The following is a 16,527-nucleotide window of genomic DNA, read 5'->3' as shown; positions in this document are numbered from 1 at the left end:
CTATTAGGACGCTTCCCAGAACTCCGTGAGGATTCGCGCGCCCTGGACCGGGTCCTGCGTCATCCACCAGTGCCCGAGACCCTCCAGCACCGCGACTTTCGCCCCGGCCCGTCCGGCCGCGCGGCGGCGCTGTTCGTCCGTCCCGACAAAGTGGTCCTCGGTCGCCAGCACGACGAGCCCCGGACGTTCCGCCGCGCGTTCGAGATCCCGGCCGAACTCCGCGATCGCGGGCTGCGCCGCGGACCGGTAGAGCGGGAGCACCGCGCGGGCCATGTCGTCGTTCATCCCCTCGGCGACCTTGGCGGCCACCGACTCGTGCATTCCGCCCAGCACCAGGCGTTCCGCGCGCTTTTCCACCGGCGCGCCGAACATCGCCGCGACGGCTTCCTCGCCGACGCCCGGTTTCTGCCACCCCTGCGCGAGGTCGTGCCAGACGTAATCCGGGTCGAACGCGCCCGCTGTGTCGCTGACCCAGCTGCGCACCAGCTCCGGGCGGGCCATGACGGCGTTGAGCACGTGCGCGCCGCCCCAGTCGTGGCCGACGAGGTCGACCGGTTCGGGGAATTTCTCCAGCTCGGCGATCAGCCAGTCGCGGTACTCGACGGCGGTCGCGCCGAACCCTTCAGGCCACGGCGCACCGAATCCGGGCGGGGACAAGCACACCGTCGGCCGGTCGCCCAGCTCCGCGAGCAGGCGTTCCCACACCGCGGCCGTTTCGGGGTTGCCGTGGACGAAAACTGCGGTCATCGGACTTCCTCCCTCTCGTCGCTCCCACTCTACGCATACTTGCTTGTCGGCTGGCAAGTATGTTGTAGAGTTTCTTCCCGTGACCACGCGCCGCACTCAACAGGAACGCCGCGACCAGGCGTCGGCCGCTTTGCTCGAAGCCGCCGCCGAGCTGGTCGTCGAGGAGGGCGTGCGCGCCGTGACCTTGGCCCGGGTCGGCGAACGCGCCGGGTACAGCCGCGGCCTGGTCACCCACCACTTCGGCGGCAAACAGGCGTTGCTGGAACAACTCGCCCGTACCACCCAGACCGGCTTCGTCCCCGGTCTGGACTCGCTGCCGCCCGGCCTGGACCGGCTGTTGCGGCTGATCGACGGCTACCTCGCCCAGCTCAGCGAGCCGGACGTGCTCAGCCGGGCTTTCCTGGTGCTGTGGGCGGAATCGATGACCGCGCCGGAGCTGGCCCCGATCTTCCGCGAACGCGACCAGGCCTTCCGCGACGACCTGCGGCAGGAGATCTCCGCAGGCATCGCCGAGGGCACCATCCGCGCCGATGCCGACCCGGAACAACTCGCCGTCGCTATCGTCGGACAGCTCCGCGGCATCGCCCTCCAATGCCTGCTCGACCCGGCCGCGGTGGAGCCCACCGAGCTGTGCCGCTGCGCCGCCGAGGTGTGGAAACGGGCGCTTTCCTAGAGCTGCGACGCGCCACCGTCGACCGCCAGTTCCGCACCGGTGGTGTACGTGGCGTCGAAGGCAAGGAACAGCATCGCCGTCGCGACCTCCTCCGGCGCACCGAAGCGGGACATCGGGTTGTCCGCGGCCATCTGGGCCTTCGTCGGCTCCGCGATCTCCGGCGGCAGCGAACGGTCCAGGATGCCGGTGTCGATCGGCCCCGGACTGACCGCGTTGACCCGGATCTTCCGCGGCAGCAGCTCGGTCGCGAAGCTGCGGGTCATCGAGCGCAACGCCGCCTTCGTCGCCGCGTACCCGCTCATCATCGGTATCCCGCGGACGTTCGCCACCGACGTCGTGAGCACCACCGCACCGCCCTCGTTCAGCAGCGGCGCGAGCTTCTGTACCGCGAAATAAGGCCCTTTGGCATTGATCGCGAACAGCTCGTCGTAATCCTCTTCACCAACCTCCGCGAAGGGAGCCATCTTCGCGATGCCCGCGTTTATGAAGACCGCGTCAACCGTGCCGAACTCTTTCCTGGTTCGATCCGCCAACGCGTCGATCTCCGCGAGCGAGGCGATGTCGCTGCGCACCGCGATGGCACGATCACCCAGCTCAACCGCGGCTTTATCGAGCTGCTCCTGCTTGCGCCCGGTGACGATCACCCGCACACCCTCGCTCACCAACTGCTTCGCCGCGGTTAACCCGAACCCACTGGTTCCCCCGATAATCACCACTCGCTTGCCTTCGTACTTCATTTTCCGAACTCCTTTCCTCCGGTTCCAGTCAAGATCGGTTTCCGTTCGCCGTCCAAGACCCATTTCGCAGGTCGTGATGCCTCCTCCGCAGGACGCGTAACCTGGACTTCGTGACCGACCCGCTCGACCCCAACGCGGATTTCGACCTGCGCCTGGTGCGGTACTTCACCGCCGTCGCCGAACACCGAAACCTCGGCCGGGCCGCCGCCGCGCTGCACGTCGCGCAACCGTCGCTGGGCAGGCAACTCCAGCGCCTGGAGGACCAACTGGGCGTCCACCTGCTGAAACGCACACGGCAAGGCACCCAGCTCACCGCCGCCGGCGAGGCCTTCCTCCCCTACGCACAGGAACTGCTGGCGACCGCCCACCTGGCCCGCCGCACCGCGAAAGCCGCCGCGAGCCCGGATACGGTCACCCTCGGCTACACCGACGACTTCATCGTGACCCCCGTGGTCCGCGAGCTGCGCCAGCGACATCCGGACGCCGAGATCCGCACCCTGCACCTGCGCTGGAACGACACCACCGCACTGCCGGAACACCGCGTCGACGCCCTGGTGTCGCGCCTCCCCTTCCCGTTCCCCACGGACGACCTGCGCGTCACCGTGCTCCGCGACGAACCTCGGGTGCTGGTGGTTTCGACGGAACATCCTTTGGCAGCCAAGGATTCCGTCGGAGTAGCCGATCTCGCAGAGGAACCCGTAGTCCCGTGCACCGGCCCGACAACGACCTGGCGTGAATTCTGGCGCTTGGACGGCGCACCCGTCCCACCGCCGGCGGAAAGCTACGAAGACAAACTGGAACTGGTAGCCGAGGGACAGGCTGTGGCCGTCCTGCCGTTGACCGACTGCCGAATCCGCGCCCGGCCAGACCTGACAACGGTCCCGATCGACGGGATCGCCCCTTGCCAGATCGTGGTAGCCAGCCGAGCCACCGACGAAAACCCGCTGCTGCCGGACGTCCACCGGGCGGCGGTACGGCATTTGTCGGCCTGAACTGCGCGTTCACAACTGTTCTTGAATTACCATAGAAATTGCGTCTAGAGCATTAATGTCTAGTCGTCTTCCGCATTTCGGAGAACGTCACACAGGCAGTGAGTGATCAGCTACTTTGTTAGCTGTCTGCATTTGATGACACCGAACATGGGGAGGGCTTCGCGTGTGGGAGGACGTCGAGTTCTCGGTCTTTCACCCGTGGGATTCCCAGCCCCGCCAGGGCGGGTTCTCGCTGGAGGTCGATGCGGCGAAGGGGATCCTTCAGGATCTGCTGGAGTACCAGGACAGGCTCCTTTCCATGAAGCGCAAAGTCACCGCCCTGTGCGCGATGAAGCCGCCGTCGAAGGACCCGTCGACCACGGCGATGCACGTGGCGATGGTCGGTGACGGCAGCGGAAAGCCGGGCGCGTTCTCCTACGGAGGCGGGCACATCGACCGGCAATTGCGCTACGTCAAGGAGCTCGCCGACCGGATCCAGAAAGCGCTCGCCGCGATCGACCAGAACGAGCAGGGCCAGACCAAGACCATCCAGAACGTCAATCCCGGCGCTCACTCCCCAGGAAAAATCGGATGAACCTGCGCACGACCATCGCGGTGCTCGGCGTCGCTGTCCTCGCCGTCGGCTGCTCCACCCCCAAGGACGGCACCCCGACACCTTCCGCGCCGCCGACACAGACTCTGCCTTACGGCGGCGCGCCAAAGGTCGAAAACCCGCTGCCGGACAACGCGCTCTCCGGCGATCCGTGCCAGGCGCTCACCACCCAGCAACTGACCGACCAACTCGGTTCCGCGGTGCCCGGGAAGCCCGACACCACCCCAGTCCGCGCCTGCGAGTGGACCAGCCCCGGCACCCATGGATTTATCGGCCTGTCCTTCTTCGACAAGAACAACGACGGCCTCAGCAACGTCTACGTGAACGTCCGCCCGCAGATGAAGCGCTTCGAGGTGCTCCAGCCCATCCAAGGTTTCCCCGCCGTCGCCTACAGCACCCAACCCGGCCCGAACTCCCAAACCTGCGACGTCAACGTCGGTGTCACCGACCGACTGTCTTTCGCGGTCGAGGTCACCCCAGGCGCCAGCAAGTTCGGGAACGTCGACCCGTGTCCGCTCGCGGCCGACGTCGCCAACGACGTCCTCACCACGTTGAAGCAGAAAGCCGGCCGGTGACATGAAATTCTGGGAGCCGATCAAGCAGTACCTGGACCAGCACCAGGAACTGACGGTGCCGATCGAGGACATCGTCAAGCAAGTGCAGGCCGCAGAACCCAGCGGCTGGCACGAAGGCGCGACCATGGCTCGCGAACTGGCCACCGAGCAAGAAACGCTGAGCCAAGACCTCTCCGGGACGTTGACGAAACTGGAATCGTGCTGGAGCGGCCAGGGTGCGGACCTGGTCAGCGAACGACTTCGCCAGGTCCGCGCCTCGGCGATCGACGCGCACCAGGCGTTCGCGGCCAACGAAAACACCCATGCCACCGGCATCGCCATGCACGAGAACCTGCGGAATCAGCTGACGCCGATCCCGCCCGCACCCACGGGAAGCCCGACTCCCGCGATGGGGCTGATGAACGCGGACGTCCTCTCCAAACTCATCGAGCATGACAGCGCGCAGCAGAAAAACGTTGATACGTATGAGAAGTTCACTTCGGAAAGCCAGGGAAACACGCAGCAGCTAAAGGTCGACTACGGGAAGATCGGCACCTACGACGGCGGGGATGTGACCATCCAGCAGCACCCCTCCACCGAGGCGAAGCCCCAGCATGGTTCGGTTGCCCCCGAGCGTCATTCGACCGGCGGGACTGGCTCGACGTTCGATCCGGGAACTGCGCACACCAGCGCTTCCACGCACAACTCTTCGACTGCGAATTCCTTGCCTGGCGGGGGAAATGACCACACAAGCACCTCCGGATACACCCCGCCCGCGACCTCCGGCCCGAACGTGGACAACCCGTGGCACGGCGGAACGAGGACCCCGTCGACCCCCGGCTCGGTGAACGAATTCGGCATCACCCCGATCAGCGGCCCCGGAGACGGCCGTCTCGGCGGCATCCCAGAACGCCTCGGCGGCGGCTCCGCCCGCATCGGCAGTGGCCCCGGCCGCACTGGCAGCGACCCCAGCAAACTCGGCGGCCCCGGTCGTCCCGGCAGCGACGGCAATTCCGGCCGCTCCGGCAAACCCGGCGGCGGTTCCGGCCGACTGGGCGGTGAAGCGGGCCCCCGCTCCGGAGCCGGTGCGAGCGAAGGCGCGGCTTCCCGTGCCGGCGCGGAACGTGGTGCCCCCGGCGGAAAAGGCCTGCCCGGCGCGGCGGCGTCCGGAGCACAACGTGGCAAGAACGAAGAAGACGAAGAGCACGAACGCAAGTACGTTCTTGATGTAGACCTCTTCGCTGACGACGGTACCGCCGTAGACCCAGAAACCGGCATGCGCCCGACACCGCCGACTCTCGGGGCGTAGCAAGGCTGTTGCCCCGGTGGATCTCAGCCGACCCGCCGGATCACCTCACGACGGTCGATGGAACGCGATAAGGGCCGGACCTGGTCACCACGGCCGCGATAAAGGCCGGACCCGGTCACCACGGTACCGTTGAAGGCTGGACCCGGTCGCCACGGCACCGTCGGTCATCGACCACACTCGCGCGCCGATTTCGGCTTCGCCCAGCGCCTGGCCCGCAACAGAAGCAGAACCAAGACCCGGTCCCGCCTCACCGCCCGTCAGGCGGCGAGGCGGAACTCCCCCTCGAGCGGAACTCCCCTCAAACATCGCTTCCCTCAAGCGACGCCCGACGAAGGCTGGCTGGCCCAGCGAACGTTGCCCCTCCGGCAACGTCCTTCCAGCGAAGGCTGGCTGACCCAGCAGACATCGCCCTCCAACAACGTCCTCAAAGCGAAGACTGACTGGCCCAGCAAACGTCGCCCTCCGACAACGTCCTCCAAGCGAAGGCTCGCTAACCCAGCAAACCTCCCCTCCAGCAACGTCTTCAAGCGAAGCCTGACTGGCCCAGCAAACCTCCGCCTCTGACAACGCCCTTCCATCGAAGGCGCCCCCGGCACTGTCCCGCACCGCCGCCCCTCCGGTGCCATCCCTCGAGCGGTCGTCCTTTCAGCAGCGCTGTCCCTCCCAGGCATCCGTCCCCTCAAACGGATGCTCCTCGAACGCCGCCCCCTTACGACCGCCCACACCGCCGCCGAAGCGCCGTCCTCCCAAACGGCCGCCCCTCAGAACGCGCTCCCTCGAAGCATTCGCTCCCCGCGATCGCTCCGCCCAACGCGCTCTCTGAAGCGGTCACCCCCTCAGGCACTGTCGCCTAAGACAATTGCCCCTCCGGCACCGTCCTCGCAGATAGGCACCCCTCAGGGACGCGCTCCCCCGAAGCACCCACCGAAGCGGTCACCGTCCCCGGCGCTGTCCCCTCAAACAGCCACCTCTCCGGCACCGCAACCCCGACAAGCTCAAGCGTCAGCTTCCTCAAGCGGCACGACCCCTCAGAACGTGCCGCTCACAACCACCGCGCCCCGGCAAACCCGAACCGGACCTCAGACCGCGAACGCCGCGGCCTTCCGCGCGATCACCGCGTTCTTCCGCGCCCGGACCGCCCGGTTAGCGCCGGGCAGCCACTGCACCACGAGCACCGCCAGCAGGCTCAGTACCGCGATCGCGTCGAAGGCGTTCAGCAACGCTGGGTTCAGGTCGATCAGGTCACGCAGGCCAAGGCCGATGCCGAAGACCGCGAACACCGTCAACACCACTCGCGCCCAGTTGTGCGCGGCGAGCACCATCGCGGCCGACACCAGCGTCACCAGGCCGATGACCAGCCAGATCGCCGCGCGGCTGTTGAACGACGCCATGGCGATTCCGGTCAGGTCGTTGGCCGTGAGCAGACCGCTGGAGGCCAGTTCGCGGCCCTCGGTCTGCAGGTACTCCTGCACGGCGGGGCGAATCAAGCCCTCGCCCCGCACCAGCACCATCGCACCCCACAGCAGCCCGCTGAGCGCGCCCAGCAATCCCAGCCCCCCGCCGATGGTCAGGGTGCGGGAACGTCGCGCGCCGGTGGAACTGTACGAACTCACTTCTGTCGAACTCCTTGGATCAGCAATCAAATCAAGCGTCACGGAGTTTCCCGCCGAACGCTTGCGCCGTCCACTGGTTCGCCGATATTATCTACAGATTTTTTGAACTGGCCGCGAGATCAGAAGGGCCGGGTTAGGCTCTTCGTCGTCCGAGAAGTGAATGCAGAAGGCGAGCCCTGCCAGATGTCCGCACCCAGCCCGTTCCGGTCGCCGTCGTTCAACGTGCTCAGCAGGCTCCTGCGCTCGTCACCCGCCCTGCTCGACACCACATTCGACCAGTTGCGCACGCTGATCACGGTCGCGGAAACCGGCACCGCTCTCGCCGCCGCCCGTACGCTCGGCCGCGACCAGTCCAGTGTGCAAAAACAACTCGACACTCTCAACCGCAATTTCTCGGAATTGTGCGGGGAACCATTGTTGCACCGGCAAGGCCGCGGCCGCGACGTTCTTTTTACCGACACCGGGCGCGCCGTCGCGCACCAGGCTCGCCGCACTCTTACCGAATGGCTGGACACTATTCACGAATGCCGCCGCGAACTCGGCGGAACGCTCACCGTCGGGGCGACTCGCTACACCCTCGGCAGCCTGGCCCACGCCGGCGATCTCGTAGCCGAGCAGTTCCGCGCGCGCGACATCGAACTGAACGTGGTGCACGTGCGCACCAAGGACCTGATCGACCGCCTGCTGGCCAAGGACGTGGACCTGGTGTGCGGCAGCGTCGTCACGACCAGCGCGCTCGACTCCGTCGACGTGCTCGAATGGCGGCGCAGCGGCCTCGGCATCCTGACCAATATGGACACTCCGAAGCCCGGCGAGTCCGTGCGCACCAGTGAATTGCCGACGCTGCCGCTCGTCGTGCCCAGCGGCGGCGTGATCAACGACTTTATGCGCGGCTGGTTCGGCTCCGACTACCGCAACCGGCTCGACATCGTAGCCGAGATCGACTCCGCGCAATACGGATTCGAACTGCTCCGTTCGGGTCTGATCCGCGGATGCATGCTCGTCACCCAAGGACTCGGCGAAGCCGCGGGCGAAAACCGCCTGCACGCCGCCTCCGGATTGCGCACAATCAGCCTCGTCGACGACATCGAGCCGAAACTCGAACTGCTCGTCGGCGTGTTCGCCCGGCGCAGCGAACGGTCCTCCTACCCGGACAGCCATCCGCTCAACCTGCTGTGGAACGCGCTGCAACAGGCCGGGGAAGCGTCCTGGCTCGAGGTCGACCGCTGACGCCCGCACCGGGGCGGGATCGGAAGCCAGCCGAGATCGGCACCGGGGCGGGATCGGAAGCCAGCCGAGATCGGCACCGGGCCAGGATCCGCGCCGAACCGGCGCGGGCAGCCAGCCAAGATCCGCACCAAACCGAGACCAGCCCGAACCGAGACAGGCAGCCAGCCGAAATCGGTACCAAGCCAAGATCCGCACCGAACCGGCACCGGCACCGGCAGCCAAGGTCAGCACCAAACCGGGCCCAGCTCGAACCGGCACGGGCAGCCAGCCCGGATCAGCAACGAGCCAAGACCGGCCCGAGCCGAGACGGTCAGCCAGCCGAAATCGGCAGCACCCCAGGATCCACAACGAACCGGCACCGGCCGCCAGCCAAGATCCGCACCAAACCGGGCCCAGTCCGAACCGGCACCGGCAGCCAGCCAGGAGCCACACCCAACCCAGACCGGCCACCAGCCAGCATCACCACCGAACCAAGCCCAGCCACGACCCGAGCTCCGCCACCGGCCAAGAAACCAACTCTCAGCCGACCTCCTCGATCTCCACCCGGTCCGGATAGAACGCGACGTGTCCCTTGATCGCAGCTACCGCGTCGTACGGGGCCTCGTAAACCCACACCGCGTTCTCGCCGTCCGGCACCGCGGCGAGGCTGTAGTACGAAGCGTCGCCCTTGTACGGACAATGCGTTTTGTGCTCGGTGGACGACAGCATCGCCAGATCGACATCCTCCAGCGGGATGTACTGCACCGGCGGATAGCTCGCCTCCCGCAGCACCTGCGCGCGGGTGGTGTCGGCGATCGTCTTCTCGCCTGCCTTGACCACCACCCGCGCGGGGTTGGGCTCAACGGTGATCGGGTGGTCCGGCCCAGGGATCAGCTTGTCGGGCATCGTTCTCCTCCTCCGCGCAACGGAAGCGGTGCGCACTCCCAACACTAGGCCGGACCACCGACAAAAACAGACGTCGGAGTGGTCAGCTCAGCCGATCAGACCCCGGCGACCTGCGAGATCCAGCTGCGGTACCGCGTGATGTTGGTGTAGGCGGTGCTGCTCTGCCGGTCACTGGTCGACGCGACGCCGACCTGCCGGCCGGACGCGAACATCGGGCCGCCCGAGTCGCCGCCCGCGGTGATGCCGTCGCCGTATGTCGCGCAGACCGCGACGCCGCCTTCGTAGTCGCTGCACGACGGCGTCGTCACGCGCACGTTGGCCACCTTCAGGTACCGCGACTGGCAGTTGATCTCCGAGCCACACCGGCTGGTCGCGCCCCAGCCGTACACCTGCACGGTCTGTCCGGCGCGGACGTCGGTCGACGTGCCGAGCGGCGAGTACGTCGCGTTCACCGAGCTGGACAGCCGGACGATGGCCAGGTCAGCGGCACCGGGGTAGCGCGTGATCGCGGCGCCGGTGGCCATCGTGCCGCCGCTGCTCTGGTCGAGGCTGCCGATGCGGAAGGTGTACGTCCCGCTGGAAGCGACGCAGTGCTTCGCGGTGAGGATGTACTGCGGGGCGATGATCGTGGCCGTGCAGTTCTGCTGCCCGTTCACGAACAGCCGCGCCGCCCACGGGGCGTTCGAGGCGTAGCCGCCGCCGATGATCGCCGGGGTCGAGGACGGCCCGCTGGAAGCAGCGGCTTGACCGGCGAATCCGGCTAGGCCAAGCGCGGTAGCGAGCACGAGGAAACAGGTGCGCAAACGCATGGTCTCTCGTTTCTGCGGCGTCGTCGCCGCGGTTCCGGTGGGGACGGGGCCTCGATCATCAGCGCCGCGCCCGCGAACCAGAACCGGCGAAAGTAGCCGGGGAACACCTGTTCTTCTGCGGCCACCGTCGCTACGGACAGTTCCGCGTACTGTTCCTCAGACCCGCGTCCGGCGCAGCCAGTACAGCCCGATCACCGGAAGCACCAGCGGAATGAACAGGTACCCCTGTCCGTACACCGACCACACCGTGGCGTCCGGGAACGCCTGCCGGTCGAAAATGCTCAGGGTGCCGACAGTCAGCACGCCCAGCAGCTCGACCGAGCAGGCGGCGAGCGCGATCCGCCACCACGTCCGGCCGCCGCGCGCGAGTGCGATCGTGGCCAGGATGTAGACCAGCGCGGCGAAGGCCGACAGCAGGTACGCCAGCGGCGCCTCGTGGAATTTCGTACCGATCTGGACGCCCGCCCGCGACGTCGCGGCGAGCGCGAAGATGGCGTACACCGCGACCAGGATCCGGCCGGGACCGGTGGCCGTCTTACGCGCTTGCTCCACTCCACACCTCGTTCAGTCGCAGCACCATCACCGGAATGGCCAGGCAGGCGATGCCGAGCACCACCGTGCTCGACCGGCTCTGCTCGGCAAGCGCCCACGCCGCGCCGACCGGCAGCACGACGAGGCAGCCGATCAGGTAGGCGAGGTAGGTCGCGAGGCTGCCCGGATGGTGCCCGCCGGCAAGCAGCACGATCCCGATCACGAGCTGGGCCACCAGCAGTACCTCGATCACCCCGAGCGCGACGAGCAGCGGGGTGTCCGGCAGCCGTTTGCGCGCCGCCTGGACGAAACTCCACAGCGCCACGAGCAGCGCGGCGCCAGCGACCGCTATCGCGAACCCGACGATCACCCGTTCCTCCTTTTGCCCGCCGGGCTCAACGTACCCGCCTCGTCCGTCGCCCCGGACGGGCGAGGGGCCGACGGCGTGGCCGGGACCACGTTCACCGGAACGGGTTCCTGGCATTCCGTCAATTCCCGAATGCCACGGAAATCCCGCTCGACCGGGCGACGGGGAATCACGCTCAGTTCGCCATTGCCGGTTTTATCCGCGCCCCGCCCGGGTCCGCCGAACGCTGAATTGGCGGATTGGCGCGACGCCCAAGCTGTGCGGGAATGGTTTCCGTCGCCGGAGCACCGGAGAAGCGCACACGCGGAGGGACCCATTTTATGAACGTCCGGCACGAGGCATTCTGTCTCGTCGACCCGTGGTTCTTCGACCGCCGACGGGAAATATCCCCCGACGACCTCGCCGACGCTCCCTATAGTCCACTGTGGACAATAGAGGAGACCGAGCACTGGCGCTACCTCCGCCCGCCCGGCACCGCGCTGCCGGAACAAGGCTGGACCGTAGAGATTTCCGCCGCCCCCGGCAACGCCGACCGGGTACTGGACCGCGTCCGCGAGTACTGCCGGACCCGCGGCCTGCACCACCGGCACCTGCGTTCCCGGTCGATTTTCCTAGATCAGAATGCCGAATATCCGACAACCGGAGGAACCGGCGCGCTCGCGACTATTTATCCGCCGGACAATAACACCCTGGACCAGATCCTCGACGATCTTTCCGAACTCCTCACCGGCGAGCCCGGACCGGATATCGACGGCGCGCTCCGCTGCGGAGAATGCCCGATTCACGTGCATTACGGCGGATTCACCAAACTGTGGACCGAGTACGGCGGCGCCCGCGTGCCCGCCCTGCGCCGACCGAGCAGCGCGCTCGAACCGGAGCACCAGGGCCCGGGCTTCTCCGTGCCCGGCTGGGTCCGGATTCCCGACTGCGTCGCGGAGTACACCGACGCGCCGGTGCCGCCGCATCCGGTCGCCGAAGTCCTCCGCCAAGCCCACGGAACCGCTGTCTACCTGGCCGAACGCGGCGGCGAGCAGGTGGTCGTCGAGGAGGCCTGGCCCTACACCGGGCTCGACGGCAATGGCGTCGACGCGGTCGCGCGACTGGAGCACAAGTACGACCTCTTCCAGCGGCTCGCCGGAATCTCCGGCATCCCGAAGGTCCACGCGTACCTCGCCGGACAACGCCACTACCTCGTGCGGGAGTACCGGCCCGGCATGGCGCTGGACGCCTGGCTCGCCCGCCACTACCCGCTCACCCGCCGCGACTGCCCGGAAAGCGACCTCGCCGCCTACCGCAAACAGGCGCTGTCCGTACTGGCGCAAGTCGACCGCATCATCGCCGAAGCCGGCGAGCGCGGCGTCGTATTCGAAAACCCGCACAACATCCTCGTCGACAGCACCGGCACGGTGTCGCTGATCGGTTTCGACCGCGACGAAACGGCGCTGGGACTGCGCCTCTTCCTGCCGCTCGCCCCGCTCTATCACCTGGTGCCCGAACGCCTCCGCTGGGCCGCTGAGCTCACTCAACGCCGATTCTCGCTGCCGTCCGGATATGCCGACAGCATCGCGCCGCACACCGAACCCGCGCACACCGAACTCGACGAGCCCCGTCCGGACTGGACCTTGGTACGCAAGCAGATTTCCGAAGCACTGCTCGCGTGCGCGACCCCGGACCGGCAGGATCGCCTGTTCCCCGGCGACATCGAGCAGTTCCGCGTCGGCGGCGCGACCTTCGGCACCGGCGCGGCGGGCGTCCTGCACTCGCTGCACGTCGCGGGCGTCGGCCGCTTCCCCGAACACGAGCAGTGGCTGCTCGACGCGGTCGAAGGAGAACAGCCCAGCCGCGCGGGTTTCTACGACGGCAGCCACGGAATCGCTTACGTGCTGGAGGAATTCGGCTACCGGAAGGCCGCGGGCAATCTGCTCGCCGCCTCGCGTGCGCTGGTGGACCAGACCGTCGGCCACGACCTGGCGAGCGGGCTGGCCGGCATCGGCCTGACCCGGCTGCACTTCGCCGCGACCCGCGGGGACAACGAGTTCGGCAGACAGGCGCTGAACATCGGCATCCGGCTGGCCGAGGCGCTGGACACCGCCGAACCGCCGGGCGCGACGGCGCAGGCCGGGCTGTTGTACGGCTGGTCCGGCCCGGCGTTGCTGTTCCTGCGGCTCTACGAACGCACTGGCGAACCGGCCTGGCTGTCGTTCGCCGATCAGGCGCTCGAACGCGATCTGGAGGAATGCGTCCCCGCGCTGGACGGATCGCTGCCGGTCCGCGACGGCAACCGGGGTTCGCGGCGAGGAGCGGGCATCGGCAGCGCCGGAATCCTGATCGTCACTGAACAACTGGCGCGCTACCGCCTCGACGCGAAGGCCGCGCGCAGCCTGCCCGCGCTGCGCGTCGCGTGCCGCGGGGAGTTCGCGCTCCATCCCGGGCTGCTGAACGGCCGCTGCGGGCTCGCCGCCGGGCTGGCGTTCAGCAGCACCCCGGACCGGCGCACCCAGGACGCGATCGACCGCCACCTGACCCGGCTTTCGTGGTACGCGGTCCCGTTCCGCGGCGGCCTTGCCTTCCCGGGCACTCGCCTGCTACGACTGTCCGCCGACGTCGCCACCGGCGGCGCCGGGGTCCTGCGCACCCTCTCCGCGCTCCACGACGGCACCGAACTGCTCCCGTTCCTCGGGCCGACCCCGCGGATCGCCCATTAGTCCACAATGGACATAGGTTGTCGACATGTCACTTAGTCGGCAGTTCCACCACGCGGAACCCTGACTGAGTGTCCGGACACTTTTTGAATCACTCATTCAGCCCAGCCCGTTGGTCCGAAATCCGCAGTCAAGGCCGGGGCCTCGGAAAACGCCGGGGGAACTCGGCGCTACCGTCGGTAACCGCCGTCAAGACGGCGTTCGGCTGCTCGTTCAGCGGAACCACGAGGCCCCCGTTCGTGATAGAAACCGGGGCTGTTCCGTTCGGTGGGCCTACGAAGGGTGTATCCGAGATTTCCGTGACGAGGACCACTCGCACCCACTGGCGTGTCCGCTTCCCCGGCCGTGTCCGCACTCTCGCCGAGGGTGACCCAGGAGTTCGTGAATCATCGTGGAGAACAAGGACGATCCCGGCAAGGCGTACGACAAGTCGATCCGGAAGAGGCTGACCCGGACTGTCCTGATCCCGAGCATCACCCTGCTCGTGCTGTGGGCGGTGCTGGCGACGGCCTTCTTCATCAACGGCTTGTACGTGCGGCTCGTCGCGGGCTCGGTGCGTGACGTTTCGATCCCCGCGCTCACCGCGCTGTCGTCGCTGCAGCAAGAACGCCAGCTCGCCCTGCAGTACCTCGACAGCCCCAGTTCCGGCCCGCAGCAGCTCCAGCAACAGGAGCAGGACAGCGACGGCAAGCTGAAGGGCCTGCAGGAAGCCTTCGCCGCCACCATTTCCAGCGCGCCGGACGAGATCGCCAGCAAGGTCACCGCGCTGAAGGCGCAGCTCGACCAGCTGCCGGTGCTGCGTTCGCAGGTCAACTTCCGCAGCATCAACCGCGCACAGGTCAACGCCTACTACAACGGCGTCCTCGACTCCGCGGCGACGCTGTTCGACACGCAGGCGCGCATCGTCCCCGACGCGACCGCGGTGCAGGGCGCGATCTCGGCGACCTCGCTTTTCCGGGCGGGCGACCTGATGTCGCGCGAGACGTCGCTGGTCTCGGCGGCGTTCTCCGGCAACAACTTCGTGCCAGACGACTTCGTCCAGTTCTCCCAGCTGGTCGGCTATTACCGCACGCAGCTGGCGCAGATCTCGCCGTTCCTCGAACCGGCGGTGCGCCAGCACTACCAGCAGCTTTCGACGAGCGACGCGTGGAAACGGCTCAACGCGGCCGAGGACTCGCTGATCAAGCACGGTCCGTGGACCAGCAGCGACCAGAGCACCGTGCCGGTCTCGGCGGGCGATTGGCACGCGCTGACCGCGCAGGTCGCCCAAGGTCTGAACCAGCTCACCATCGAACAGGCGGACCAGGTTTCCGCCGCCGCGATCGACTCCGGGAACGCGCAGCTGCGCAACGCCATCATCGGCAGCATCGTGGCCCTGCTCGCCTCGCTGGCCGCGATCATCGTCGCGGTGCGGGTGTCGCGTTCGCTCGTCGACCGGACCCTGATGACGCGTCTGGAGCGGCTGCGCAGCGACTCGCTCGACCTCGCGCGCAACCGCCTGCCGAACATCGTCGGCAGGCTCAAGAGCGGCGACCCGGTGGACATCGAGGCCGAGCTGCCGAAGCTGGACCACGGTCGCGACGAGATCGGCCAAGTGGCCGAGGCGTTCAACACCGCGCAGCTCACCGCGGTCAACGCGGCGGCGAGCGAGGCGAAGGCGCGCAGCGGTGTGCACAACGTGTTCCTCGGCATCGCGCACCGCAACCAGGTGCTGGTGCACCGGCAGCTGCAGATCTTGGACGAAATGGAAAGCCGCGAAGAGAACTCGACTCAGCTGGCGTCGCTGTTCCAGCTGGACCACCTCGCCGCCCGCGCCCGGCGGACCACGGAGAACCTGATCATCCTCGGCGGCAAGCAGCCCGGACGGCGCTGGCGCAAACCGGTTTCGCTGATGGAGGTGCTGCGCGCGGCCGTCTCGGAAACCGAGCAGTACTCCCGGGTACAGGTCGAGCAGGTGCCGGACGTCGCGATCGTCGGCACCGCGGTCGCGGACACCATTCACCTCGTCGCCGAGCTGGTCGACAACGCGACTTCGTTCTCCCCGCCCGGTTCGCAGGTCGAGGTGACCAGCCGGATGGTCGCGCGCGGCGTCGTGGTCGACGTGTCCGACCAGGGGCTGGGCATGAAGGAGGGCGTGCGCGAGTGGGCTAACGCGATGATGGCCGACGCTCCCGAATTCGACGCGATGGCGCTGCGCGCGGACTCCAGCCTCGGCCTGTTCGTGGTCGCGCGGCTGGCTTCCCGCCTCGGCATCACGGTTACCTTCGACCCGTCGCGCTATGGCGGCACCCGGGCGACCGTGCTGATCCCGTCGAACCACCTGGCCGACGCGAACGCGCCCGAAGCTGACGAGCCCCCGGTGCTCGCTCCGGTCGGTGCGCCCGCGCAGGAAAGCGCCCAGCGACCGGTCCCGGAGGCGCCGCAGCCGACGCCGCGGCCGTACCCCGCGCGCCCGCTTCCGACGCCGAGCCCGCGTACTCCGGAGCCGTATCCCCCGTCCGCGGGCCAGATCCCGGACGTCCCGGCCGCACCGCGCGCGTCCGCCGAACCGGACCTCAGCGGGCTGCAGGGCGACGACCGGCCCCGGCTCCCGCGCCGGCAGCCGCAGCAGAACCTCGTCGCCCAGCTGCACGACGACCCGGACGCCGCCGCCGAAGCTGACGTCACCAACGCGGGCGAGACCACCGCGCGGACGCTGATGGCGTTCCACAAGGGCACCCGCCGGGCGCGAGGCGGGCAAAATGACTCATAACGACCGAACACCTCACGACACCGAAAGTCAGGGT

15 protein-coding genes are annotated in these 16,527 nt (G+C 67.9%); 8 read left to right on the top strand and 7 right to left on the bottom strand.

The features are described 5' to 3' along the window. Positions 1 to 3 precede the first annotated feature (3 nt). Positions 4 to 747, bottom strand: a complete 744-nt coding sequence (locus tag ACZ7SW_RS04630) for an alpha/beta fold hydrolase (RefSeq protein ID WP_470229009.1) — start codon at positions 745 to 747, stop codon at positions 4 to 6. Between the two features lie 79 nt (positions 748 to 826). Here ACZ7SW_RS04630 and ACZ7SW_RS04625 point away from each other — a divergent pair, with 79 nt between their 5' ends. After that, positions 827 to 1,420 (top strand): TetR/AcrR family transcriptional regulator, encoded by a 594-nt coding sequence (locus tag ACZ7SW_RS04625; RefSeq protein ID WP_470229008.1) that lies wholly within the window; start codon positions 827 to 829, stop codon positions 1,418 to 1,420. Here the strand turns inward: ACZ7SW_RS04625 and ACZ7SW_RS04620 are convergent. After that, entirely contained in the window at positions 1,417 to 2,157 is a 741-nt protein-coding gene (locus ACZ7SW_RS04620) for a glucose 1-dehydrogenase (protein ID WP_470229007.1), read from the bottom strand. The genes ACZ7SW_RS04625 and ACZ7SW_RS04620 overlap by 4 nt on opposite strands. A 110-nt stretch (positions 2,158 to 2,267) precedes the next feature. Here ACZ7SW_RS04620 and ACZ7SW_RS04615 point away from each other — a divergent pair, with 110 nt between their 5' ends. The 4 genes from ACZ7SW_RS04615 (at position 2,268) to ACZ7SW_RS04600 (ending at position 5,604) form a co-directional block, all read left to right on the top strand. Beyond that, positions 2,268 to 3,149, top strand: a complete 882-nt coding sequence (locus ACZ7SW_RS04615) for a LysR family transcriptional regulator (RefSeq protein ID WP_470229006.1) — start codon at positions 2,268 to 2,270, stop codon at positions 3,147 to 3,149. Positions 3,150 to 3,312: 163 nt separating this feature from the next. Beyond that, entirely contained in the window at positions 3,313 to 3,723 is a 411-nt protein-coding gene (locus ACZ7SW_RS04610; RefSeq protein ID WP_470229005.1) for a hypothetical protein, read from the top strand. Next, on the top strand, positions 3,720 to 4,316 hold the full coding sequence (locus ACZ7SW_RS04605; RefSeq protein WP_470229004.1) for a DUF3558 domain-containing protein: 597 nt from the start codon (positions 3,720 to 3,722) through the stop codon (positions 4,314 to 4,316). The genes ACZ7SW_RS04610 and ACZ7SW_RS04605 overlap by 4 nt, the downstream gene beginning before the upstream one ends. A 1-nt stretch (position 4,317) precedes the next feature. Further along, complete coding sequence (locus ACZ7SW_RS04600; protein ID WP_470229003.1) at positions 4,318 to 5,604, top strand: hypothetical protein; 1,287 nt, start codon at positions 4,318 to 4,320, stop codon at positions 5,602 to 5,604. Between the two features lie 1,079 nt (positions 5,605 to 6,683). Here the strand turns inward: ACZ7SW_RS04600 and ACZ7SW_RS04595 are convergent. Further along, positions 6,684 to 7,217 (bottom strand): hypothetical protein, encoded by a 534-nt coding sequence (locus tag ACZ7SW_RS04595; RefSeq protein ID WP_470229002.1) that lies wholly within the window; start codon positions 7,215 to 7,217, stop codon positions 6,684 to 6,686. A gap of 183 nt (positions 7,218 to 7,400) precedes the next feature. On the opposite strand from ACZ7SW_RS04595, the gene ACZ7SW_RS04590 reads away from it, so the two are divergent. Then, complete coding sequence (locus tag ACZ7SW_RS04590) at positions 7,401 to 8,447, top strand: LysR family transcriptional regulator (RefSeq protein ID WP_470229001.1); 1,047 nt, start codon at positions 7,401 to 7,403, stop codon at positions 8,445 to 8,447. Positions 8,448 to 8,966: 519 nt separating this feature from the next. Here ACZ7SW_RS04590 and ACZ7SW_RS04585 read toward each other — a convergent pair. The 4 genes from ACZ7SW_RS04585 to ACZ7SW_RS04570 all read right to left on the bottom strand — a co-directional run bounded on the left by ACZ7SW_RS04585 (position 8,967) and on the right by ACZ7SW_RS04570 (position 11,042). Continuing rightward, the gene (locus ACZ7SW_RS04585; protein ID WP_470229000.1) at positions 8,967 to 9,332 is read right to left on the bottom strand and encodes a DUF427 domain-containing protein; all 366 of its coding nucleotides are present in this window, start codon (positions 9,330 to 9,332) and stop codon (positions 8,967 to 8,969) included. Between the two features lie 95 nt (positions 9,333 to 9,427). Continuing rightward, a complete protein-coding gene (locus tag ACZ7SW_RS04580) occupies positions 9,428 to 10,141 on the bottom strand; it encodes a S1 family peptidase (RefSeq protein WP_470228999.1) in 714 nt (237 codons plus the stop codon). 156 nt (positions 10,142 to 10,297) lie between these two features. Further along, positions 10,298 to 10,654 (bottom strand): hypothetical protein, encoded by a 357-nt coding sequence (locus ACZ7SW_RS04575; RefSeq protein WP_470229243.1) that lies wholly within the window; start codon positions 10,652 to 10,654, stop codon positions 10,298 to 10,300. 22 nt (positions 10,655 to 10,676) lie between these two features. After that, entirely contained in the window at positions 10,677 to 11,042 is a 366-nt protein-coding gene (locus ACZ7SW_RS04570; protein WP_470228998.1) for a hypothetical protein, read from the bottom strand. Between the two features lie 317 nt (positions 11,043 to 11,359). Here ACZ7SW_RS04570 and ACZ7SW_RS04565 point away from each other — a divergent pair, with 317 nt between their 5' ends. Beyond that, positions 11,360 to 13,744 (top strand): class III lanthionine synthetase LanKC N-terminal domain-containing protein, encoded by a 2,385-nt coding sequence (locus tag ACZ7SW_RS04565; protein WP_470228997.1) that lies wholly within the window; start codon positions 11,360 to 11,362, stop codon positions 13,742 to 13,744. 388 nt (positions 13,745 to 14,132) lie between these two features. Next, positions 14,133 to 16,493, top strand: a complete 2,361-nt coding sequence (locus tag ACZ7SW_RS04560; RefSeq protein WP_470228996.1) for a sensor histidine kinase — start codon at positions 14,133 to 14,135, stop codon at positions 16,491 to 16,493. The last annotated feature ends 34 nt before the right edge of the window (positions 16,494 to 16,527 follow it).

Source organism: Amycolatopsis sp. NPDC114484 (assembly GCF_055633755.1).
This window is presented reverse-complemented; position numbering and strand designations above follow the sequence as displayed.